This window comes from Haladaptatus sp. ZSTT2 (assembly GCF_037081775.1).
GTDB lineage: Archaea > Halobacteriota > Halobacteria > Halobacteriales > Halococcaceae > QDMS2.
The window spans coordinates 312,642-332,190 of sequence record NZ_JBAMHQ010000001.1 but is presented as its reverse complement, the minus strand read 5'-3'; the positions used below and the strand labels follow the sequence as shown (position 1 = coordinate 332,190).

General features: G+C 57.9%; 22 protein-coding genes and 1 tRNA gene. 8 read left to right on the top strand and 15 right to left on the bottom strand.

What is annotated here, in order from left to right:
* Window positions 1-66: 66 nt before the first annotated feature.
* The 3 genes from V5N13_RS01725 to V5N13_RS01715 all read left to right on the top strand — a co-directional run bounded on the left by V5N13_RS01725 (window position 67) and on the right by V5N13_RS01715 (window position 2,133).
* Window positions 67-244: transfer RNA gene (locus V5N13_RS01725), tRNA-Trp, on the top strand.
* A 437-nt stretch (window positions 245-681) separates the two neighbouring features.
* Complete coding sequence (locus V5N13_RS01720) at window positions 682-1,128, top strand: hypothetical protein (protein WP_336359369.1); 447 nt, start codon at window positions 682-684, stop codon at window positions 1,126-1,128.
* Window positions 1,129-1,527: 399 nt separating this feature from the next.
* A complete protein-coding gene (locus V5N13_RS01715; RefSeq protein WP_336359368.1) occupies window positions 1,528-2,133 on the top strand; it encodes a plastocyanin/azurin family copper-binding protein in 606 nt (201 codons plus the stop codon).
* Between the two features lie 244 nt (window positions 2,134-2,377).
* Here the strand turns inward: V5N13_RS01715 and V5N13_RS01710 are convergent, their stop codons facing one another.
* From V5N13_RS01710 to V5N13_RS01660, 11 genes are all read right to left on the bottom strand, one after another.
* Window positions 2,378-2,782: a hypothetical protein gene (locus V5N13_RS01710; protein ID WP_336359367.1), complete on the bottom strand. Its 405-nt coding sequence runs from the start codon at window positions 2,780-2,782 to the stop codon at window positions 2,378-2,380.
* 50 nt (window positions 2,783-2,832) lie between these two features.
* Window positions 2,833-3,960: an NAD(P)/FAD-dependent oxidoreductase gene (locus tag V5N13_RS01705; protein WP_336359366.1), complete on the bottom strand. Its 1,128-nt coding sequence runs from the start codon at window positions 3,958-3,960 to the stop codon at window positions 2,833-2,835.
* Window positions 3,961-4,287: 327 nt separating this feature from the next.
* Window positions 4,288-4,635 carry a hypothetical protein gene (locus V5N13_RS01700; RefSeq protein WP_336359365.1) on the bottom strand — a complete coding sequence of 116 codons (348 nt, stop codon included), beginning with the start codon at window positions 4,633-4,635 and terminating at the stop codon, window positions 4,288-4,290.
* A 198-nt stretch (window positions 4,636-4,833) separates the two neighbouring features.
* Window positions 4,834-5,073: a hypothetical protein gene (locus tag V5N13_RS01695; RefSeq protein ID WP_336359364.1), complete on the bottom strand. Its 240-nt coding sequence runs from the start codon at window positions 5,071-5,073 to the stop codon at window positions 4,834-4,836.
* Between the two features lie 108 nt (window positions 5,074-5,181).
* Window positions 5,182-5,883 carry a ferritin-like domain-containing protein gene (locus V5N13_RS01690; RefSeq protein WP_336359363.1) on the bottom strand — a complete coding sequence of 234 codons (702 nt, stop codon included), beginning with the start codon at window positions 5,881-5,883 and terminating at the stop codon, window positions 5,182-5,184.
* Between the two features lie 277 nt (window positions 5,884-6,160).
* On the bottom strand, window positions 6,161-6,448 hold the full coding sequence (locus V5N13_RS01685) for a hypothetical protein (protein ID WP_336359362.1): 288 nt from the start codon (window positions 6,446-6,448) through the stop codon (window positions 6,161-6,163).
* A gap of 61 nt (window positions 6,449-6,509) precedes the next feature.
* Window positions 6,510-7,187, bottom strand: a complete 678-nt coding sequence (locus V5N13_RS01680; RefSeq protein ID WP_336359361.1) for a peroxiredoxin-like family protein — start codon at window positions 7,185-7,187, stop codon at window positions 6,510-6,512.
* Window positions 7,188-7,600: 413 nt separating this feature from the next.
* On the bottom strand, window positions 7,601-8,374 hold the full coding sequence (locus V5N13_RS01675) for an ABC transporter permease (protein WP_336359360.1): 774 nt from the start codon (window positions 8,372-8,374) through the stop codon (window positions 7,601-7,603).
* Window positions 8,371-9,342, bottom strand: coding sequence for an ABC transporter ATP-binding protein (locus tag V5N13_RS01670; protein ID WP_336359359.1), 972 nt, complete (start codon window positions 9,340-9,342; stop codon window positions 8,371-8,373). The genes V5N13_RS01675 and V5N13_RS01670 overlap by 4 nt, the downstream gene beginning before the upstream one ends.
* Window positions 9,343-9,389: 47 nt before the next feature.
* Complete coding sequence (locus V5N13_RS01665) at window positions 9,390-10,190, bottom strand: ABC transporter permease subunit (protein WP_336359358.1); 801 nt, start codon at window positions 10,188-10,190, stop codon at window positions 9,390-9,392.
* Window positions 10,183-11,076, bottom strand: a complete 894-nt coding sequence (locus V5N13_RS01660) for an ABC transporter ATP-binding protein (protein WP_336359357.1) — start codon at window positions 11,074-11,076, stop codon at window positions 10,183-10,185. Before V5N13_RS01660 ends, V5N13_RS01665 begins: the two co-directional genes overlap by 8 nt.
* A 113-nt stretch (window positions 11,077-11,189) precedes the next feature.
* Between V5N13_RS01660 and V5N13_RS01655 the strand changes: the two genes are divergently transcribed.
* Window positions 11,190-12,791, top strand: coding sequence for a COG1361 S-layer family protein (locus V5N13_RS01655; RefSeq protein ID WP_336359356.1), 1,602 nt, complete (start codon window positions 11,190-11,192; stop codon window positions 12,789-12,791).
* Window positions 12,792-12,827: 36 nt separating this feature from the next.
* Here V5N13_RS01655 and V5N13_RS01650 read toward each other — a convergent pair whose 3' ends face one another.
* Window positions 12,828-13,526 (bottom strand): mechanosensitive ion channel family protein, encoded by a 699-nt coding sequence (locus V5N13_RS01650; RefSeq protein ID WP_442904973.1) that lies wholly within the window; start codon window positions 13,524-13,526, stop codon window positions 12,828-12,830.
* 457 nt (window positions 13,527-13,983) lie between these two features.
* Between V5N13_RS01650 and V5N13_RS01645 the strand changes: the two genes are divergently transcribed.
* Entirely contained in the window at window positions 13,984-14,172 is a 189-nt protein-coding gene (locus V5N13_RS01645; protein WP_332899100.1) for a DUF7563 family protein, read from the top strand.
* 135 nt (window positions 14,173-14,307) lie between these two features.
* Window positions 14,308-15,564 (top strand): DNA polymerase IV, encoded by a 1,257-nt coding sequence (gene dinB / locus V5N13_RS01640; protein WP_336359354.1) that lies wholly within the window; start codon window positions 14,308-14,310, stop codon window positions 15,562-15,564.
* 1 nt (window position 15,565) lies between these two features.
* Here dinB and V5N13_RS01635 read toward each other — a convergent pair whose 3' ends face one another.
* Window positions 15,566-16,384: an aldo/keto reductase gene (locus V5N13_RS01635; RefSeq protein ID WP_336359353.1), complete on the bottom strand. Its 819-nt coding sequence runs from the start codon at window positions 16,382-16,384 to the stop codon at window positions 15,566-15,568.
* A gap of 81 nt (window positions 16,385-16,465) precedes the next feature.
* On the opposite strand from V5N13_RS01635, the gene V5N13_RS01630 reads away from it, so the two are divergent.
* Both V5N13_RS01630 and V5N13_RS01625 read left to right on the top strand, forming a co-directional pair.
* Window positions 16,466-16,738 (top strand): hypothetical protein, encoded by a 273-nt coding sequence (locus V5N13_RS01630; protein ID WP_336359352.1) that lies wholly within the window; start codon window positions 16,466-16,468, stop codon window positions 16,736-16,738.
* A gap of 65 nt (window positions 16,739-16,803) precedes the next feature.
* Window positions 16,804-18,321, top strand: coding sequence for an ATP-binding protein (locus V5N13_RS01625; RefSeq protein ID WP_336359351.1), 1,518 nt, complete (start codon window positions 16,804-16,806; stop codon window positions 18,319-18,321).
* Here the strand turns inward: V5N13_RS01625 and tpiA are convergent.
* Together tpiA and V5N13_RS01615 are read right to left on the bottom strand one after the other, a co-directional pair.
* A complete protein-coding gene (gene tpiA / locus V5N13_RS01620; protein ID WP_336359350.1) occupies window positions 18,318-18,962 on the bottom strand; it encodes a triose-phosphate isomerase in 645 nt (214 codons plus the stop codon). The genes V5N13_RS01625 and tpiA overlap by 4 nt on opposite strands.
* 52 nt (window positions 18,963-19,014) lie before the next feature.
* Window positions 19,015-19,545, bottom strand: coding sequence for a multiprotein bridging factor aMBF1 (locus tag V5N13_RS01615; RefSeq protein WP_336359349.1), 531 nt, complete (start codon window positions 19,543-19,545; stop codon window positions 19,015-19,017).
* Window positions 19,546-19,549 lie beyond the last annotated feature (4 nt).

The following is a 19,549-nucleotide window of genomic DNA, read 5'->3' as shown; positions in this document are numbered from 1 at the left end:
GCGGCGTGTTTTTCCGTTCCCGAATCGAAACCACTTTAGGTAGCATTGTCCAACGAAGAGATGCGCGGGGTCGTGGCCAAGCCCGGCATGGCGACTGACTCCAGAGGTAACACGCACGGTGACGACACTCCAGAACTGATATACAGAGCACCTGACTGATCATTGGGTGCGTTGACGACCCTCTGGAGTACCGAGGCGTACCGGAGATATCAGTCGATCGGGGGTTCAAATCCCTCCGACCCCATTTCTATTCCGCGCTCAAACTCCTGAGCGCGGACTGTAATCAACGAGGAGGATTTGAACCACGGAGCGAACGCAGTGAGCGACTGAGGTTCACAATCCCTCCGACCCCACTTAATTTATTCCCGGACACAAATCGAAAGACGGCGGAGCTTTTGTTATACTCTTTGTCGAAACTCGACGTTTGATTTCAACCATTTATTGGTTGGGCGGAGCCGTCATCGGTTGGTTACAACTATTAGAGGATGGTGAATGTAATAGAATTTATCGGCTCTGTTGAAAGCCTCAATCGATGATATGTTCTCGGGGCCGTGCTGAATAGAGGGCGCGAGTCTCGCAATACGGGCTAGTCGAAATCGTCGTCTAGAATGTCGGTGCTGAACACCGGAGACTCACCTGAGCGGAAGGGCTATGTTGTCTTTGTTATAATATTCTAACAAGATGCCATCTATCTCTCGCCGGAAGGCCCTCCAAGCTGGTGCTGCCGTTCTCGCTACCGGTATTGCAGGATGTTCCTCTGTCGTTGGGCAGTCGGGTGCGACGCTCGAAGTCATCCGGGTGGTGAACGAGCGCGAGGAATCACACACAGTTCACCTGATTGTCGAACACAACGGCGAGATCGCGTACTGGTCATCGCTCGATTTAGCCCCTGCAACGACCAGAGAAGATGGTGTAAGCGAATCAACCGGGGTCGCTATCGAGAACGAGTGGCCCGCTACGCCCGAACAACTCACTGTTTACGCAAGACTTGACAACCAGTCTGGCTGGAACACCCTCGCACTTCACGAACAAGGCAACAGATGCCATATGGTACGGGCACACGTCGAACTCTCCGACCAACCACCAACTGCTGTCTCGCTTCTCACTTCGAACGACTGTCGAAACTAGCTACGCGTGTAGTTTCCGGGGAGCTTCCATCAATTGTTTGTGCGCGATACACCCTCTGGATCTCGCACGGCACTTCTGACAGGGACTGGCGAGGTTTCTACGACCGTGCTGCATAGAGCGCTTGAGTCGGTCACGAAGGATGAGTGGGAGTGTCCCGACGAGCCGTTCGATACAGAAAATGTAGCACAAATCTGGTCACAGGTCTCTGTCTACGTTTTCAACAAGATCGCGTGATTACGAATTTAAGCGGCCAATATTCGACAGATTGAGTCTATAACTATGCCTATCCCCGAGAACCAAGAGGTGTCAAAAAGGACTGAGACGGACCTTTGGCATCTCCACCGAGGCGTTAGAACGTTGGTTATCGAACGGTGGTTACAAGACTCACGCAATAAATATATGAACAACGTAGCGCGGACAACTCGACGGAAGGTATTGAAAGTACTCGGGGCAGGTGCCGTAGGGAGTGTTCTCTTGAGCGGCTCTGCGAGTGCTGAGAAATCGTTCGGTAATGGAAACGGTATCGGAGCGTTCCTCAACGACAAAGCCGAATTAAAAAAGCCCCCAATCTGGGATGACGGCATCTCTGACCAGAGGGGTGAAGGAACAGTCGAGGTAGAGGTCGGGACGTTGACGTCGATGGTTCCTCCGTTTGAAGAGGGGCCCTTTGCATTTGCCCCTCGTGTGGTCAAGGTCTCGCCCGGGACGACTGTTAAGTGGGTCTGGACTGGTAACCCGTGGGAATCTGCTCCCCCGGGAATCCCGGTTCCCCCTGGTGCTCCATGGCCGCACGATGTCGCATCCCTCGAAAAAATAGGAGGTACCTACAAGTTCGCCAGCGATATGTTCCTGGCAGGAAATGACAAATCTTTTGAATATACGTTCGAAGAGGTGGGGACGAACCTCTACTTCTGCCACCCACATGGCTACCCGTTCCACGACAATAGCGGGTTCGACTACAACCTCGTGGGAATGCGCGGAGCGGTGCTGGTGAGAGACGACTGAACTCCGGTTCAGTTTCTCTGAGAAACATACTGGACCGAAGCTACCTCTCGCTCTGAAACAGACTTCTCTAACCGACTCGCAATACAACGGCGGGTAGTTCACCCAAGTCAAGGTGAAACCAACCAGCACCTGGTGCTGCATACACGCTCTGTAGGTTGCACGCCGTACGCATCAAATTCTGAGGATTTCGACAGTGCCAACTTTTCGGATTTCGGATAATGAATACCGTAGGTGTGCCATGGTGTTACTCTCGTTCGGGATTCTTATTCTGAGTGAATTTCTTCACTGTATCACTAATTCGGTGATACGTATTCATGTAAGGGTATAGAATGGAATGTGGATTCGATAATCCCACCCGACTGAATACAACTGGCAAACCAAACGTCAGGAGGGAAATTGCAAGAACACAAAGAGCAATTTGGTTAAGAATCTGACCAATATCTGGAATCAACAAGGCAATTATCAGAGTAAAACCTGCAAAAAGAAGATATCCAAATGTTAGTCTAATTGCATGGTAATTTGCCGCAATGCCATCGTCCATTTGAGACAGGTCATGTCTGGAAGAGGGAATTTCCAGATATATGGCGACAGCAGGTAATACCAATGCAACTAATTCTAAAAGCGCGAATGTTGTTTGTTCATCAGCCATATCATCCTTTCAATCTGTCAATATAAAACCTAAATGAAGGTGGTTGAGGTTCACAATCCCTCTGAACCCATTTTTTCCACCCGACCCGGACGCAGATACTCCTCAATTTCCGAATTAACCGAGCCACTGCCAACCATCTCCGCAAGCACCTCTCCAATCGCTGGAGCAAGTGTAACTCCAAGCCCATTCATGCCACAGGCGACGTAGAAACCTGTAACTGCAGTTTCACCGACGAACGGGACGCCATCCGGTGTCAGCGTGCGCATCCCGACCCACTCGTTTACGAGTTCAACCCCTGAGAGTCGGGGAATCGCGTCCTCGATTCGGGCGTCGATGTCAAGATAGAAGTCGTGGGCAACGGAGCGTGCCTCGTCCGGCTGTAACTCGTCTGCTTCATCGTAGCTCGCGCCGAACTGGCCGGCGAACGCCTGCCGGTCGCCTTCGCCCCGGACGTACAGGCCGTCTTCGAATTCGATGAACGGGAGCGTGAACGGCGCGTCTTTCTGGAGGACTACGACCGGGCCGAGGTTGTGCCGAAGCGGGAGCGAGATGCCCACCATTCGGTTGACCGCCGGCGCCCACGGGCCAGCGGCGTTTATCACCGCGTGGGCTGGCTGAAACCCGGCTTCCGTTTCGACGCCGGTTACGCCATCGGCGTCGATCCGAATTGCGGTGACGGCCGTCTTCGTCTCGACAGTGACGTCCTGTGAACTGGCTTCCTTGAGGAAGTGTTGGATAATCTCCGAGGGGTCGAGATAGCCGTCGTCGGGCGTGTAAAGCGCGCCTGCGACGGCTGCTGGTTCGAGTCCGTGTGCGGCCAGCGATTCGGGTTCCAGAAATGACGCGGAAACGCCGAACGAGTCGAGCGTCGCGGCGACTTCTTTGCGCATCGTTGCGCCTTCGGCTCCGAATGCGACGTCGAGCGTGCCAATCTGCTCGAAGCTGAGCGTCCCGTCGCGGATGAGCGGTTCGTAGGTGTCCCACGCTCGTGCTCTGAGTCGGTGGCTCAGCGGGTCGGGCGTCGATTGGTGCCAGACGAAGACTGCAACCGAGTCGCCGGACGTTCCAGAGCCGACGGTGTCCTGTTCGTAGACCACCACCGGGCGCTCGTCGTCTTTGAGGTGAGAGGCAATGCTGGCTCCAATGATGCCTCCACCGACGATGACTATCGGCTCCATCGTCATCATTCACGCGTATTTCGACTTAAAATCTTGTCCCGCGGTATCGCTGTAAACCCGAACTGCTCTCGATTCCCCATGATTTCTCCGTGCCTGACGGCGACGATTGTGGACATTCATTGACGTGACTCAAACGTAGATAAGGGGGTTGCTTCTTTGAGTCACAGCATCACCACTCGTGGGTTGTGAGAAGTATCGGTGGAGAAATCCACCATACTTAGCGAATCTGCGTATCATTGCAGACTGCAATTCTTCGGTGATGAAGCCGAAGCATCTGTTCTACCCGTCGTGTCGGGATAAGGGTTCGCAATCGGCCGTTCACTCCTCTCACCTTCTGAGAGACGCAAGCAACTGCGTTCCACCCCGCCACAGGTAGGGCGATGCAACCAGCCCTACCCCACCGAGTGCGGTCGAAATCCCCATATACATGAGCACGAGTCCCTCGGCTTCGCAATCATGAGCGGTGAGCCCGCTTGTCTCGTATCGCCCACCTTGGTAGGTGACGACTTTCCGCTCAATGCCGGTGAGTGCAGAGACATTCTGATACACTGGCGGCTCGTCGGCAGCCACAAGCTCCTCGAAGACACGCTGGTCTGCACCAGATAAATTCTTGAAGTCAACCTCTTGCTTGGTGAATCGGGGCTCTTCGTTCGGTCCCAACTGCGTGATTCGCACTTGATACCCAGATTCACACTGGTTCTTTTAATGTTGGTCGTAGCTCAAAACTGCACCCACGCCACCGCTGAGAATGAGAATAACGCCAAGTACTGTTAGAAAACGTGAGAGCGCGGCCATTGGCGTTCCCACTCAGAAAATTGGCATAAGCCTTCTGCGAACAGCCGCTATTCATCTGACTGGAGAACTGTCGGTCGGCTATTCTGGCGGAACCCCATACGGTACGCGCCGTCTCGGCTTTCGCTTCTGGAAATAGAACACGAGAACGACGACCGCGCCGATAAGCGGCGGGATGAAGAATCCGACGAAGAAGCCAACGGCCCACATGTCGGCGGTGTCCATCCCACGCTTCTTTCCGTCTCGGTAGATCAGGATGGCTCCGATGAGCGCAATAGCGAGCGCAAACGGCCCCGAGATGTGGATACTGAATCCGGCCATGGGGGTAGTTTTGGAACTATCTGGAAATAATTTTTCATTCAGCTAACAGTATCGGTCCGGTAAATCGCACGACACAGCCGAAATATGGAACGGAGGGTGAACGCCGCGTTATTCCTGAACGATGAAGCCACCGGCGGCTTCGAGAATTGCCTCTTGGGATTTCGCCTCGTCGAAGGCGGCAGGGAAGGGGTCTGCCCCGTTGAGGAGGTTCAGGTACGAAGCGTGGCGGGCTTCCACGGTTGCGATGGTTGCGCCAGCGGTGACCAGTTCTTTGTTCTCGATGCGGTTTATTGCGCCGTCGTAGGCGGATACGCCGGTGTTTTCGAGGACTTGGGCGATACCGAGGAACTCGGCTGGCGTCTCAAAGCCGAATTCGTAGTCGAGTTCGGGAACTGGGTCGCCACCGAGGTCGGTGATGACCTGGGTGAGGACATCGGTGTGCGTCGATTCGTGGTCGCCGATGTCCACGATGTTGTCGTACACGTCGCCGCGGACGCGTGCACTGAAGCCGTTCAGCGTTTTGCAGCTGTTGAAGTCCTTGCTGCAGAACGTCTCGATGCCCTCGCGGTAGAAGGCGTCCTCTAAGTGTTCGAGCGTGAGTGCGTAGTTGAGCACGTCCACGTCGGTTGGTTCGTCGTCTTCTTGGGCACCGGCTGCGCTGACTGCGCCCCCACCCATGCCGAGTAAGACCACACCGGCTGCGGTCCCCTTTGTGATGAAGTCACGCCGGGAGGCAAAGCGGTCGTTCACCGCGGAGATTGCTTGTTGCAGCGCGGACACGGAGTCGTTTTCGGGCGATTTGGTAGTCATTGTCTCTAACTCCACTCGAAGCGTTGGCGAATTGCTTGAAAGGGATTTGCCAGACTCTCACCCAAATTCCACACAAATGTCGCAAAGTGTTCCGATATAGTGTGCAAAAGAAGCCAAATTGCCATAAAATTATGGTAAATTCTACTGGGTGTTTTGTCGCTGCCAGCACAGGCACCTCTCTGTGCGAACTCAGCACTCATCTTGAAAAACTCCTCAAAGTCTCGAAAATCGGCCTCATAGAATCCGCGCTGGGAAATTGCGCAAAATCGGTACTCGGTTACGCGGCCGGAATCGGCTCGCGTTTTTGCTTCTCTGCGGTTCGTTCCGGCTTCGCGTGGATGACGACTTTCGCGTCGGTACCGTTTCGCTCCGCCGGGTGCACCGAAATCGGCTCTGGAATCAGTTTTTCGAGTTCCTCGATAGAATCGACGGTGATGACCCAGATATTTCGGTACACGGTTGTCACGAGATGCGAGCGACACGACATAGTCGCGCCGGGCACGAGTGGTTCGTCACCGGCAACCGGTGAGCGCGTCGCGTCGTCTCGTTCGAGTTCTACGTACATGGCTGGCTTCGCTGGTGGCGCGTGCGCCACCGGAATAATGGAAGATAGGCGCGCGGAGGGCTTAGACTTCGCTCTCCGTGTTGGTGAGCGAGTGAAGCGTCGTCTCGAGGATGCGCGGGTCGGGGAAGTCCTCGCAGTACTGATAGCGGTAGGCCAGTTGAATGATGCCAGCTTCGTCGACGATGAACTCCCCGGGCAGTTGCCACGGGTTGTCCACGAACGGGCGACCCTCGCGTCTCCGTTCTGCAACGAGTGTGTCTGTGGCCGCCGGGTCGCGGTTGCGAACCTGTTCGTCTAAGCCGTAGAGAATTTGCGATGGGAGGCCTTCGAGCAGGCCATATTCGCTGTACGCGCGCATCGAGGTATCACAGAGAATCGGACAGACGATGTCGTGGTCACGGGCGTAGGCGGCGGCTCGCTCGGGGTCGCCTTGCCCCACGATGACGACGGTTCCGCCCGCCTCATCATAACTCGCCAGTTCGTCTTTCAGGCGGGCGGCCCGAGCCATGCTACACCGACAGCCAAAGTGCCGGAAAAAGAGGATAAGTGCGGGGCCACCGGTCCAAAACTCGCTCAGCGTGCGCTCGTTTCCCTGGTGGTCAGAGAGGGTGAAATCGGGGGCCAGGTCGCCAATCTGAACCGGAAGGATGGTCCATCTGGTTCGGGTTGGCCCCTGGTCGAAGCTGGCTCGCCACTCGTGTTCTGCGTCGTCTACGATTCGTTGATACTCACTGTTCATTTGCCTCACTGTCGGGGTGCAACGGACTCTAGAACGCGCGCTGAGCGGAAAATGATGCCTCTACTGGTTGAAAACTGAGACTGTTCAGAACTACTGGTAGCTGCTTAGTCGCTTGGCTCTGGTTCCGGCTTCCGTCCTCGATTCCACACGTTCGTCACGGACTCGCCTGCTGGCGGTGTGTGGTCAACATCTTTCATTGTCGGTCGTCGGCTTCGTTTTGACATGGTGTTACTCAGTAACATAGGTCCGTTACTTAACCATTTCGTTGGTGTGGTAATAACACTTATTAGCATATGCATGACCTTATATATGGTGAAATCGAGGGTTTCGAGTTGTCTCGCTGCAGAATTGTCGATGTGGAGGCAAGAGTGCGTGGACGAGTTGCCGCACTTTGGCGTGAAAATCAGACAATCTCAGTAGTGGCCTAAAACGCCCCTCTCGCGCGCTTTCTTGCTAATGTACTGGAAAATCGCGTAGCCAAGCACGACGTAGCCCACGGCGTTGGCGGTGAGCAACAGCAGGTCGCCGGTCGGCAGGTCCCACAGGCGCACGTCTCCGGCCATCGCCGCGCCGAGCAGGTCGCCACCAAGCGCGAGCGGCAGGAATTTCAAGAACGGGTAGGTGTCGACGGGGGCCGCGAGCAGGCCAATGAACGTAAACTGGATGATGGCAAACAGATTCTCGATGCGCTTGTACAAGAGCGCGAGTCCGCCGGTGACGAAGCCAACCCCCACAGCAGACGCGAGTGTGAGGATGAGTAGTGGGACGATGGTCACGAGATCGAGGGCGAGCGTTTCCCCGGTCGTGAGCAACATGAGCGCGAGCATCGCGCCGCCCCACAGGAAGCTGATGAGGACGTTCACGCAGACTTTGACGGTCGTTACCCGTCCGAAGCCAAACGGCGACATATAGAGCTGTTCGAGCGTTCCCCACTGCGCCTCGCGAATGATGTCCCACGACACAGAGGAGTAGGCACCGACCGCAATCGTGAACACGAAAAAGCCGACGATGATGCCTTCGAGCGAGTCGGTGAACGCCGTCCCGATGAACGCCTGCCCGCCGAAGAAGATGAGCGCGAAAAACAGGTAGATTGTGACGAGTTCGCTCACCGTGTTGAACGCATACCGAGTCAGGAGGATAATCGATTTCAGGAAGATGCCCCGAAAAAGGACGAGCGTTGGCCTCATTGCATCCCCCCGTTTTCGGTGACGGTGAGGAACACGTCTTCTAAATCCGGCTCGATTGCTGTGACCGAGTCGAGGCGTACCCCTCCTTCCCGGAGCGTGTCCATCAGGTCGTAAAATCGGTCGCCGTCTCTGAGCACCACGTCGAACTCGATGCGACCGTCACGCACTGCCCAGTTGGTCACTTCGAACTCGTGGAGATGGGTTCTGAGCGCGGCTTCGTCGTGGGACACTGCGATGCGGTAGGTCTGTGAGCGAAACAGGGCAATCAGGTCGTCGATGCGCTCGTCTGCGACGACGCGCCCCTCGTTCATGATGATGACGCGGTCGCACACGTCTTGGACCACGTCCATGTCGTGACTGGAGATGAGGATGGTCTTTCCGTCGTGTTCGGCCAAGCGCCTGAGTTCGCGCCGCAAGTCGAGTGAGGTTTCGACATCGAGGCCGAGCGTCGGTTCGTCGAGAAACAGCACGTCCGTGTCCCGCGCAATCGCACAGGCGAGGGCCGTCTTCTGTTTCATCCCGCGCGAGAGGTTCGTGACTGGGTCGTCCACCTTGTCCGTAAGGCCGAGCCAGTCGAACACCTCGTCGTGGTCCTCCCGGACGGTTTTCGGGTGAATCCCCTGTAAACTGGTGAAAAATTCGACGTTCTGTCGTGGCGAGAGTCGCCAGTAGATGTTGCGCGAGCCTTCGAGGACGGCGCTCACGTTTCGGTACACCCCCCGTGGGTTGGTTTGTACGTCAACGCCACCCACCTGAATGTTCCCGGCAGTCGGCGTCAAGAGGCCAAGGATGGCTTTGATGGTGGTCGTTTTGCCCGCGCCGTTCGGCCCGAGCAGCCCGACGACACTCCCGCGCTCGACAGAAAACGATACGTCATCGACGGCCGTGACGGGTGGGTTCCCCCGCCGTCCGAACACCTTCGAGAGTCCTGACACGGTAACTGCAGGCCCCTCGTCGTGTGTCGCCATTTCCTGTAAGTAGTCTCGGCGCAGATGTAATTGTTCCGAGGAGTGGGTCAGCCGTTGATGTCCTTTCGCTCGAACAGCTCTGCGGCGAGTATCACGAGACCGATGGTGACTGCGAGGAGAATCGCCGTGCCGAGCCAGTCGATTTCCCCGAGGGAGAGCACGTCTGCAGGATCGAGATATCGGGCAAACGAGAACTGGCCCGCCCACTCGTAATCCGTCCCGCGGGTGAGCGAGTCGAGGAAGTAGGTCGCAAACAGCAGGCCAATGCCGACGCCCTGTGCCCTGCGCACGTCGTCGAATATCACGGAAGCGACGAGACCGAGACCCGAACACGCCGCGAGGTAGATGACGAACAGCGCGTGGAGTGCAATGAGGTCTGCGAGCGGTAGCGACTCACCCACGAACTGGACGCCGAAGTAAACGGTAACGAGCGCGATTCCGTTGACCGCGATGTTCACCGGGAGGAGCGCCAGGAATTTTTCGACAATGAATCTGGTCCGCGAGATGGGATTGACGAGCAGCAAGTCGATAGAGCGGTGTTCGATTTCCGCGGAGACGAGCGACGCGGAAGCGTAGGCGAAGTAGATGCCGAGGATGAGCAACCACACGAGCACGTACAACTGCGAGACGAGGTAGCCGTCGATGGTGGTGAGCGAGGTAACGCTGCCGACGAAGCTTTGGCGGAGTTCCGGCGAGAGGGTGTCTAAGTACGCGTCTAAATCGACGCCCGTGTCGGAAATCGAGGGGTACAGCCCAATCGTGAGCGCGATGAGCGCGAGGATGAGAATCGTCAGCGCCGCGGCGCTCCGTGTTCGTCGCCTTGCTTCGAAACGCGCAATCTCAAGCATCCACATCACCGTCGTAAAAGTGCATGAACACGTCCTCGATGGAGGTTTCGCGTATGTCCACATCTTGGACGGTGTACGCTGCGAGTGCGTCGATGAGCCCATCGAAATTTTCGGTGACGATGAGTCGCAGGTAGCCGTCGTCGTCTCTCTCGGTGCGGGCGATGCCGGGCATTTTGAACGTCTCCGGGGCAACGTCCTCTGCGAGCGAGACGCGGACGACCTTCCCACTTTTTTCGAGCAGCGTGTCGATGTCTTCGAGCGCGACGAGTTTGCCGTCGCGGATGATGGCCACGCGCTCACAGATTTTGCGCACCTCGCTCAGGATGTGCGTCGAAAAGAACGTCGTGACGCCCTGGTCCTGTTCTGCGAGCAGAAAGTCGTAGAACGTTTCTTGGACGAGTGGGTCGAGGCCGGACGTTGGCTCGTCCATGATGACAAGTCGCGGGTTGTGCATGAACGCCTGGACGATGGCGAGTTTTTGGCGATTCCCCCGCGAGTAGGCTTTCACCTTGCGGTCTTCGGGCACGGGAAACAGTTCGAGCAGTTCTTCGCGGCGCTCGTCGCCACGGAGTCGGGCGAAGTAATCGAGCACCTTCTCGCCGGTCGTGTTTCGATAAAAGTGGAAGTCGCCGGGGATGTGGCCGATTTCCTGTTTGGCCTCCGTGAGCGCGGTCGTGTCGGTCACGTCGCAGCCAAGGAGACGCGCCTCCCCGCCCGTCGGGTGCAAGAGGCCAAGGAGCGTCCTGATGGTCGTGCTCTTTCCGGCCCCGTTCGGCCCGAGAAAGCCGAATATCGCCCCTTCTTCTACGGAGAAGGTCAAATCCTCGATGCCCCGGACCTCGCCGTAGAACTTGGTGAGCCCATCGGTTTCGATAAGCGCAGTCACATATGACGGTAAGCTATCCGAACATATAGCATCGCTGGGGAGTTCTCACGACGCGACGATTCGAGCTGAGAATAGTAAAAGCAGTTATCTATATTCTTAACTTACATGTAGATATGGACGTTTTGCGGGTTATCGGTGTTTTTTGCTTGCTCCTTGCCTGTAGTGTTGGCCCCGTTGCGGGGCTCCAAGAGGATACGAGCGTCGCCGGCCGCCCTGATTTTACGGCGTTTATCCCAGAAAACACCCTCGCGCCGGGAATGACCGGAACCGTGTCGCTGTACCTCGTCAACAACGGGAAGGTGCAGATAACTGGTGACGACGAGTTCGAACAGCTAGTACAGACGGCACGCCAGACCACGGTGTCTGTCTCCGCGCCGGAGGACAGCCCTATCACCGTGAAAACTGCGACCACACCGGTCGGCATGCTTCCCGAGGGCGTCGCGGGGCCGTATCCGATTCGACTCACCGTGGCTGAGGATGCCGCGCCGGGAACCTACCGCCTCGCGGTTGATGTGGAATACGAGTACACTTCGAAGGTTATCACCCGTGCAGACGGGTCACATCGGTTCGTAGAGCGCAGCCGTACGCAGGAACTCATGGTGACTGTGGTCATCGAAAACCAGTCACGCTTCACCGTTCTCGACGTGGAATCAGATGTCGCGGTCGGTGAAACGGGCATGGTCACGCTCACCCTCAGAAACGACGGCACTGCCACCGCGAGAGACGCCACCCTGCTCGTGAAGTCTTCGGACAGCGAACTCAACTTCGGAAGCGGTGCACAGAGTGCAGAAAGCTTCATCGGGACGTGGCAACCGGGGGAGACAAAGCGGGTGACCACCCGCGTCGGCATCACTTCCGATGCGCTCGTGCGTGACTACGCCGCAGAAGTGGAAGTGGCGTATAAAGATAAAGACGGGCTGAGCAGGCTCTCCAGCCCGCTTTCGATTGGGGTTCGCCCGCAGACGGGCCAGCAGTTCACCATCGACAACGTGTCGAGCACGCTCAGCGTCGGCGACCTTGGGACGGTTACGGGGACGGTGACGAACACCGGCCTGACGACGGCAAACGACGTGGTGGTCGTCCTCCAACCCGTCTCGCCGCCGTTTATCGCCCACTCCCTTGCGGTGCCGGTCGGTTCGCTCGAACCCGGCGAAAGCACCCAGTTCGAGTTCCCGATTACGGTGACGGGGAACGCCACGACTGGGATGAGACGACTTTCGGCGACGGTCGAATATGAGTTGCTTACTGGGAGACAAACCTCCGACCCGTTCTCGCTTTCGGTCGCGGTGGCCGAGAAACAAGACCGCTTCAACATCGAACCCGTGAACGCGACGTTCGAAGTCGATTCAGACGGCATCCTCGTGGTCCGCCTCACGAACGACGGGATGGAGGCGGTCACGAACGTCAACGTTAGACTGCTCGCAGAAGAACCCGTTTCGAGTGCCGACGCTTCGACATTCGTCTCCCGCCTCAACGCCGGTGAATCGACCACCATGTCGTTCGACCTCGAGGTGTCAGACGACGCGATTCCGAAAACCAAGGCGGTGACGCTCGCTATCGACTACGAACAAGCAGACGGCACGATGCGCACCGAAACCCAGCAGGTTCCGGTGGAAGTTGTCGAAGGTGCTCCACAGCAGATTCCGATGGAGGCGATTGGCCTCGCAGTGGTCGTCGTCGCGGCGGCAGCCGTGTGGTGGTATCGCCGTCGCTAGTCGGTAGTTTTCTAAAAACGCGAAAATTGTTCGTACTTAGTCGTCGTCAGCCGGGGTTTCGCCACCGGTCATTGGGCCGTCAGAGCGGGGCGTGATGCCACCGCGTGCGGCGCTCATCCAGCTTGCGATGTTCTGAGCGACGTAGTCTTTGCCACCCCAGCCAACCGCGATACCAACACCGAGGGCGAGCGCGATTGCCACCCCGCCGGCGAAGGCGGTTGCGAGGATGTAGAGCAGTTCTACGTCGACGCCCATCGTGTCGAGTCCGATGACGACGACGGTGAAGTAGAGGAACAGGCGAACGCCCGTCGCAAACCAGCTCGTGTACATCGTCTCGGTCGCCGCGCGGGTGCGCTGGATGGCGTCGCCGATGAAGTCAGCGACGACGAAGCCGAGGACGATGATGAGCAAGCCGGCGATCAGCGACGGCAGGTAGGACACGGCCTCTGAAATCCACAGCGACAGGAGTGGAATGGCGAGTGCCTCTGCGGCCGCGAGGACGGCGAGCGCGAAAACGAATGCGTAGGCGAGTAGCCCAAACGAATGGGAGACTGCTTTCTCTGTCCCACCAAGGATGTCGCCAAGCGGCGTGGCGAGGACGACGCGGTCGAGTTCGATGCGGTCTGAGACGTACTCGACCAACCGCATTGCCCCTCGGGCGACGAGCCAACCGATGAGCAAGATGAGAATTGCGCCGACCAAGTTCGGCACGAACGCAATCATCTCGTTTAGCATGTTTGTCAGCGTATCCCCGATGGTTCCCACTTGAAGGATGAACAAGTCACTCACAGTTTTACACCAACGAGTATAATGTTTCTATCACCGCATATTTGTTTCGTAAGTTAGGAACAGCTTACCGGACTACAGCATAGCGATTATTGGTCACGTTTTTGATTTGCTTCTCCAAAATTGTAAAAATAAATAAATAATTCTCCACTCCGCGAGTGTCAAGCAATCTACTGTCAGTCAAAGCATACTGTCGGTATTTTTGATTGATAATCGACGGACGACCCCACGGGGGTGGGAAAACGGAATTCTACAAAGAGAAGAATGGCTGAACGTCATGGATTTGGGCCAAAAAATAACGTTTCATACATTTCTATCGAGTAGTCGCCCAATAACGAAAGTAAACGATAGATACACTTAATAGTCAGTCCAACCATCAGTTCAAAGTTGTAAGGGGGAAGTTAACATGAAACAATGTTCAAACTGTGGGGGATTCGTTACGCCAGACTTTGTCAGAGTGTTCGGGACCAACAATGATGAAGTGTTTGCGTGCTTGAACTGTACGACGATTACCGACTTAGAGAAGTACGCGGGGACGACGTACGGCCACACCGAACACGCGAGCAGCGTCCGGTGGAAAGACGTCGGCCTGTAATCGAGAACACCTTTTGAAACTGGCTCAAGCGGCTCGCCCGTCGGTCTGGGTGAACCGCTGAGTCAACCACCAATTCCACAGAGCGTCTGCGCTCGCTTCAGGAACCTTAACACGCCTCCACTGAGTACTGTTCGTATGGCCAATCGAGATGGTGCCCGGCTGCCGGGGGTTCCCGACGAAGACGGCCCTGCGCGCATCATCTTGCACGTCGATATGGACTGTTTTTATGCCGCCTGTGAGCGCCTGCGCGAGCCCGAGCTGGTCGGCAAGCCCGTCATCGTCGGCATGGGCTACGAACCCGGTGAGACGATTGGCGCGGTGGCGACGGCGAGCTACGAGGCGCGCGCGTTCGGCATCGAGAGCGCCCAAGCCATCTCGAAAGCCCTCGACACGCTCCCGCGCATCGAAGCCGTAGCCGACGGCGAGGCAGGCGGCTACTACCGGTCTGTCGACCTCGACTTCTACAAGTCCGTGAGCGCGGAGGTCAAAGCCATCCTCCGCGACTGCGCGGACACCCTCCGGGAGGTGAGCATCGACGAAGCCTATCTCGACGTGACCGAGCGCACCGCGTGGGACAAAACCGCAGATGGGAGCCGGACGCTCGCAGAAGGCTACGCCCGCTACATCAAACAGCGCATCGAACGCGAGGTGGGCGTGACCGCGAGCATCGGCGTCGCGCCGAACATGAGCGCGGCGAAGGTCGCAAGCGATTTCGACAAACCCGACGGGCTGACCGTGGTTGAGCCGGGAACTGTCCGCGAATTTTTCGCGCCACTCTCCATCGAGGCCGTCCACGGAATCGGCCCGGTCACGGCCCGTTCGCTGCGCGACCTCGGTATCGAAACTGCGGGCGACCTCGCTGCCGCAGACCGCGACGACCTCGTAGACCAGTTTGGCGAACGCGGCCGCGAACTCTACGAGCGAGCGAACGGCAGGGACACGCGGGTCGTAGAGCCGGTTGGCAAGCCAAAGAGTTTCTCACGGGAATCGGCCTTTCCCCCGACGGCAGACGTAAGCGAGCACCAAACCACGGTTTCGCGGCTTGCGGAAGCAGTCGCCGCGCGCGCAGACCGCGAAGGCGCGCTCTACCAGACCATTGGCATCAAGGTGGTGACCCCGCCGTTCGACGTCCACACGCGTGCCCGGTCGCTGCCCGGCCCCGTTCAAGACCCGGCCCTCGTCGAGTCGGTGGCGCTCTCGTTGCTCACCGAGTTCGAGGGCGAAACGGCGCGCAAACTCGGCGTTCGCGTCTCCAAACTCTCGTTCGCCGCAGAAGACCAGGCCAGCCTCGATAGCTGGAGTGGGGCGACGTCAAGCGAACCACGAGAAAAATCGAGCCAGCCCGTGAGTGAACAATCTCGGGAAGGCCAACAGTCGCTGACTGATTTCTAACTCACCACGGCGCGAACGCCGGGTTGCCAAGCCGCTTTTCCTCTGAGATTCCGTCGATGTGCGCGATGTCCTCGTCGTCCAACGCCAAAAACTGACTCTCCCAATTGGCTCGGATGTGGGCGCGACTCGTCGCTTTCGGGATGGGAACCACGCCTTTGTCGAGGAGCCACGCGAGCGTGACCTGTTCGGGCGTCGTCTCGTGTTTTTCTGTCACCTCGCACACTTCGCGCACGTCGCCTACGTTGCCGTGCATGAGTGGCGAGTAGGCGACGAGCGCGATATCGTGGCGCTCTGCGTAGGCGCGCAACTCGTCTTGTTGGAGCAAGGGGTGCATCTCGACTTGATTCGCTTTGATGGGGGCGTCACACTGTTCGCGTGCTTCGGTGAGCAGTTCCGGGGTGAAGTTGCTCACGCCGATATTGTCGATTAGACCGTCCCGTTTGAGGTCGCTGAAGGCTGTGAGCGTGGCTTCCGGGTCGTAGCTTTCGGCTGGCCAGTGGACGTACAGCATGTCGAGTGAGTCGACGCCCAACCGGTCAAGACTCTCTCGCGCCGTCCGAACCACGTCGTCGTAGGCGAGGTCATCGAACCACACTTTCGACGCGAGGAAGACCGCTTCCCGCGAAACGGGAGACGTCCTGATACCCTCGCCAACCGCGGCCTCGTTCTCGTAGTACTGGGCGGTGTCGATGTGGCGAAACCCAATATCGAGGGCGTTTCTGACGCTTGCCACGCACGAACCGAAGTTGGTGTTTTTGTACGTTCCAAGTCCGAGCGCGGGAATCCCGTTGACTGGCGAACGGTTCACAGCGTCATCCATGCACGCAACAATATATCCGAACAAAATAATGTTTGTGGAACTGAGAGTGGTGATTTATCTGCGCGCACACGAACTCTCGGCATGAACAAGCTCGCGGGCGCAGGAGACGGGCGCTGGGAACTCGCACCGCACGCGTACATCATCGTCTACGAGTCACCAGCCGGTGACGAACTGCTCACCATTTACGACTGTGGCGCAGCGCAGAAACCACCGTCTGCCCAGTTAATCGGGCACCTCGTGCGGGTGGACGCAGACTGCAACGTGAGCCAGACCCAGACGGGCTACATTGTCAGAATGCTGGAGTCTGCGACGCTCGAAGACCAAGGGAATAGTCACTTCGTTATCCGCGCCTGAATTTTCGCAGGAATCGACAGCCAACAGTATATAGGGCAGGCCTGCGACCAGTGTGATACGCGCACATGGCAGACGTAGAAACTATCACAGTCGCGGACGTGAGCGAGGGTCCGGGGGGCGAGGGTACCGTTGGGGAGGAAGTCTCTCTGCCCGTCGTCGAGGTGCTCACCGGTCGTGGCTTCATCACGGGTAAATCAGGGTCGGGAAAATCGAATACGGCGAGCGTCGTCGCAGAGAAACTGCTCTCGAATAACTTTCCCATCCTCATCGTCGATACCGACGGCGAGTACTACGGGCTAAAGGAGAAATTCGAGCTGCTCCACGTCGGCGCAGACGAGGAGTGTGACATCATGGTCGGCCCGGAGCACGCAGAGAAAATCGCGTCGCTCGCCCTCGAAGGCAACGTCCCCATCATTCTCGACGTGTCTGGCTATCTCGATGAGGACGAAGCCAAAGACCTCCTGACCGCGGTCACGAAACAACTGTTCGCCAAGGAAAAGAAGCTGAAAAAGCCCTTCTTGATGCTCGTAGAGGAAGTCCACGAGTATCTCCCCGAAGGCCCCGGCCTCGACGAGTGTGGGCGCATGCTCATCAAAATCGGAAAACGCGGGCGGAAACACGGCCTCGGTATCACCGGCATCAGCCAGCGCCCGGCTGACGTGAAAAAGGACTTCATCACCCAGTGTGACTGGCTCGTCTGGCATCGCCTGACGTGGGGCAACGACACCAAAGTCGTCCAGCGCGTCATCGGCACGGAGTACGCGAACGCCATCGAGAACATGGGCGACGGCGAGGCGTTCTTGATGACCGACTGGGCAGAGAGCATTCGTCGCGTCCAGTTCCAGCGAAAAACGACGTTCGACGCGGGCGCAACCCCCGGCTTGGACGACTTCGAGCGTCCCGACCTCAAATCGGTGAGCGACTCGCTCGTCTCCGAGTTGAAACAAATTACCGACAAGCGCGCCCAACACGACGACGAGGTCGAACGCCTCACGGCCCAACTGGAAAAAAAGGACGAACACATCGCCCAGCTCGAAGCCGAACTCGCAGACGCCCGCGACATGAGCCGCATGGCAGACCAGTTCGCCCAGGCGATGCTCGACACCACCCAACCCTCGCGGATGCGCGAGGCAGAACAGTCCGGGCTCGATAACTACGAGCGCGACGCGCCGGAGCCGGAATCTGAGCCTGAACCGGAACCCGAAACCCCGCTCTCGGAACCAGACTTCGACGAACTCCAGATTGGCGGGAATCGCCCGCTCGTCAAACAGCTCTGTCGCTCGATAGCCGGCCTCGACACTATCGAACGCGGGATGCTCGCCTACTACTGCGAGCACGGTCCGGCAGAGCCGATGGACGCCTACGTCGCCGCGGGTGGAGATGCAGACCGAACGATTGCGTACAACTGCAACGCGACGCTCAAAGAGGTGGGCGTCGTCACCCACCTCGGGCGAGGTCACTACGACTACAGCGTTCCGCAGTTCATCGAAGCCGCCCACGACGGCCGGCTCAGCGACGCAGAGTTCGAAGAAATTATTGACGTCATCGAATCGCAGTTCCTCCCTGACCTCCAGCGCGCTTAAAGTCCGGAGACGAGGTCTTTGAGGGCGGCGCGCGGGTCGTCTGCTTTTGCCACGCCACTTGCGAGGAGGACGCCCTCCGCGCCGAGTTTTTGCGAGGCAACGACGTCTTCGCCCGTCGAGATGCCCGCGCCACAGAGGACGGAGACCGACTCGTCAACCGCAGCCGCGGCTTCGACTGCACCTGTCACGATGTCGGGGTCGGCTTTGCTCACGGGCGTTCCCGTCCCGATGAGTTCCGGTGGTTCGACGGCCACGGAATCGGGGCCGAGGGCGGCCGCGGCACCGACCTGTGCGGGGTTGTTCGCACAGACGATGGTTTCTAACCCAGCGCGCTCTGCGGCACGGACGCTCGCGTCGATGTCCGCAAGTTTGAGGCGTTTTTCTGAGTGGTTGATGAGCGTCCCTTGCGCACCGGCCTCTGCGACAGCTTCTGCGAGCGTGCTGCCGGTGGCGCTGCCGTATTCGACGGGACTCACGTGCTGTGCCCACGTCTCGACGCCGGTTTCTGCGACCGCAGAGAGGTGTGCGGCCTGCGGTGCAACGGCGATACGGGCGTCTGTGTCTGTGGCAACGGCTGCTGCGGCCTCTGCGACGGCGACCGGGTCACAGGGGTAGGCTTTCAGGTTTACGAGAACGAACATACCGGGAGGCGATTCCCCGGCGACAAATAGATTGCGAGACGAAGTAGTCGCGTTACTTGTCTTTGCGTTTTACCACGTCACCGAGCGTGGTGGTCGTGGAGGCGCTTCCTTCCCACTCTGAGTCCGTATCGGCGCTCTCAGAGAGGCTGATGTTGAGCGCGCGTTCGAGTTTCTTCTGGACGGAGTCGTTTGGCAGGATGTCGCCGCGTTCGAGTTTGCGGATTAAACTCGCCTTCTCGTTGAGACTCTTTGCGAGTTCTTCCTGACTCAATCCCTTGTCCTCGCGCGCCTCGCGGATGCGGTCGTCGTAATCAGATGCCACCTCGTCCATGTCGTCGAACATGTCCCGACGACGGCGCGTCGAGGAGCCGCTACTCGACGAGCTCGACGTGCTGCTACTCGAAGACGACTTCCCAGAGGAGCTGCTGGTCGAGTACTTGGTGGACGAACTGGAAGAAGATTTTTGCGTCCGAACCTCCGTCCCGAACTGCGAACAGCTGTCGCAAAGCTGGAGTTCAGCTCCCTCGACCTTGACGGTCTTGAGCGAACCAGACTCGGCTCCGCACATCTCACATTGAGCCATAGCC

Coding starts and splice junctions, on each gene's coding strand:
- V5N13_RS01695 (WP_336359364.1), bottom strand. CDS start 5,073: ATGGCCGGATTCAGTATCCACATCTCGGGGCCGTTTGCGCTCGCTATT.
- V5N13_RS01710 (WP_336359367.1), bottom strand. CDS start 2,782: ATGGCTGATGAACAAACAACATTCGCGCTTTTAGAATTAGTTGCATTG.
- V5N13_RS01650 (WP_442904973.1), bottom strand. CDS start 13,526: ATGCTAAACGAGATGATTGCGTTCGTGCCGAACTTGGTCGGCGCAATT.
- V5N13_RS01655 (WP_336359356.1), top strand. CDS start 11,190: ATGGACGTTTTGCGGGTTATCGGTGTTTTTTGCTTGCTCCTTGCCTGT.
- V5N13_RS01720 (WP_336359369.1), top strand. CDS start 682: ATGCCATCTATCTCTCGCCGGAAGGCCCTCCAAGCTGGTGCTGCCGTT.
- V5N13_RS01645 (WP_332899100.1), top strand. CDS start 13,984: ATGAAACAATGTTCAAACTGTGGGGGATTCGTTACGCCAGACTTTGTC.
- V5N13_RS01615 (WP_336359349.1), bottom strand. CDS start 19,545: ATGGCTCAATGTGAGATGTGCGGAGCCGAGTCTGGTTCGCTCAAGACC.
- V5N13_RS01625 (WP_336359351.1), top strand. CDS start 16,804: ATGGCAGACGTAGAAACTATCACAGTCGCGGACGTGAGCGAGGGTCCG.
- V5N13_RS01630 (WP_336359352.1), top strand. CDS start 16,466: ATGAACAAGCTCGCGGGCGCAGGAGACGGGCGCTGGGAACTCGCACCG.
- V5N13_RS01705 (WP_336359366.1), bottom strand. CDS start 3,960: ATGGAGCCGATAGTCATCGTCGGTGGAGGCATCATTGGAGCCAGCATT.
- tpiA (WP_336359350.1), bottom strand. CDS start 18,962: ATGTTCGTTCTCGTAAACCTGAAAGCCTACCCCTGTGACCCGGTCGCC.
- V5N13_RS01680 (WP_336359361.1), bottom strand. CDS start 7,187: ATGAACAGTGAGTATCAACGAATCGTAGACGACGCAGAACACGAGTGG.
- V5N13_RS01685 (WP_336359362.1), bottom strand. CDS start 6,448: ATGTACGTAGAACTCGAACGAGACGACGCGACGCGCTCACCGGTTGCC.
- V5N13_RS01675 (WP_336359360.1), bottom strand. CDS start 8,374: ATGAGGCCAACGCTCGTCCTTTTTCGGGGCATCTTCCTGAAATCGATT.
- V5N13_RS01715 (WP_336359368.1), top strand. CDS start 1,528: ATGAACAACGTAGCGCGGACAACTCGACGGAAGGTATTGAAAGTACTC.
- V5N13_RS01635 (WP_336359353.1), bottom strand. CDS start 16,384: ATGGATGACGCTGTGAACCGTTCGCCAGTCAACGGGATTCCCGCGCTC.
- dinB (WP_336359354.1), top strand. CDS start 14,308: ATGGCCAATCGAGATGGTGCCCGGCTGCCGGGGGTTCCCGACGAAGAC.
- V5N13_RS01670 (WP_336359359.1), bottom strand. CDS start 9,342: ATGGCGACACACGACGAGGGGCCTGCAGTTACCGTGTCAGGACTCTCG.
- V5N13_RS01690 (WP_336359363.1), bottom strand. CDS start 5,883: ATGACTACCAAATCGCCCGAAAACGACTCCGTGTCCGCGCTGCAACAA.
- V5N13_RS01665 (WP_336359358.1), bottom strand. CDS start 10,190: ATGCTTGAGATTGCGCGTTTCGAAGCAAGGCGACGAACACGGAGCGCC.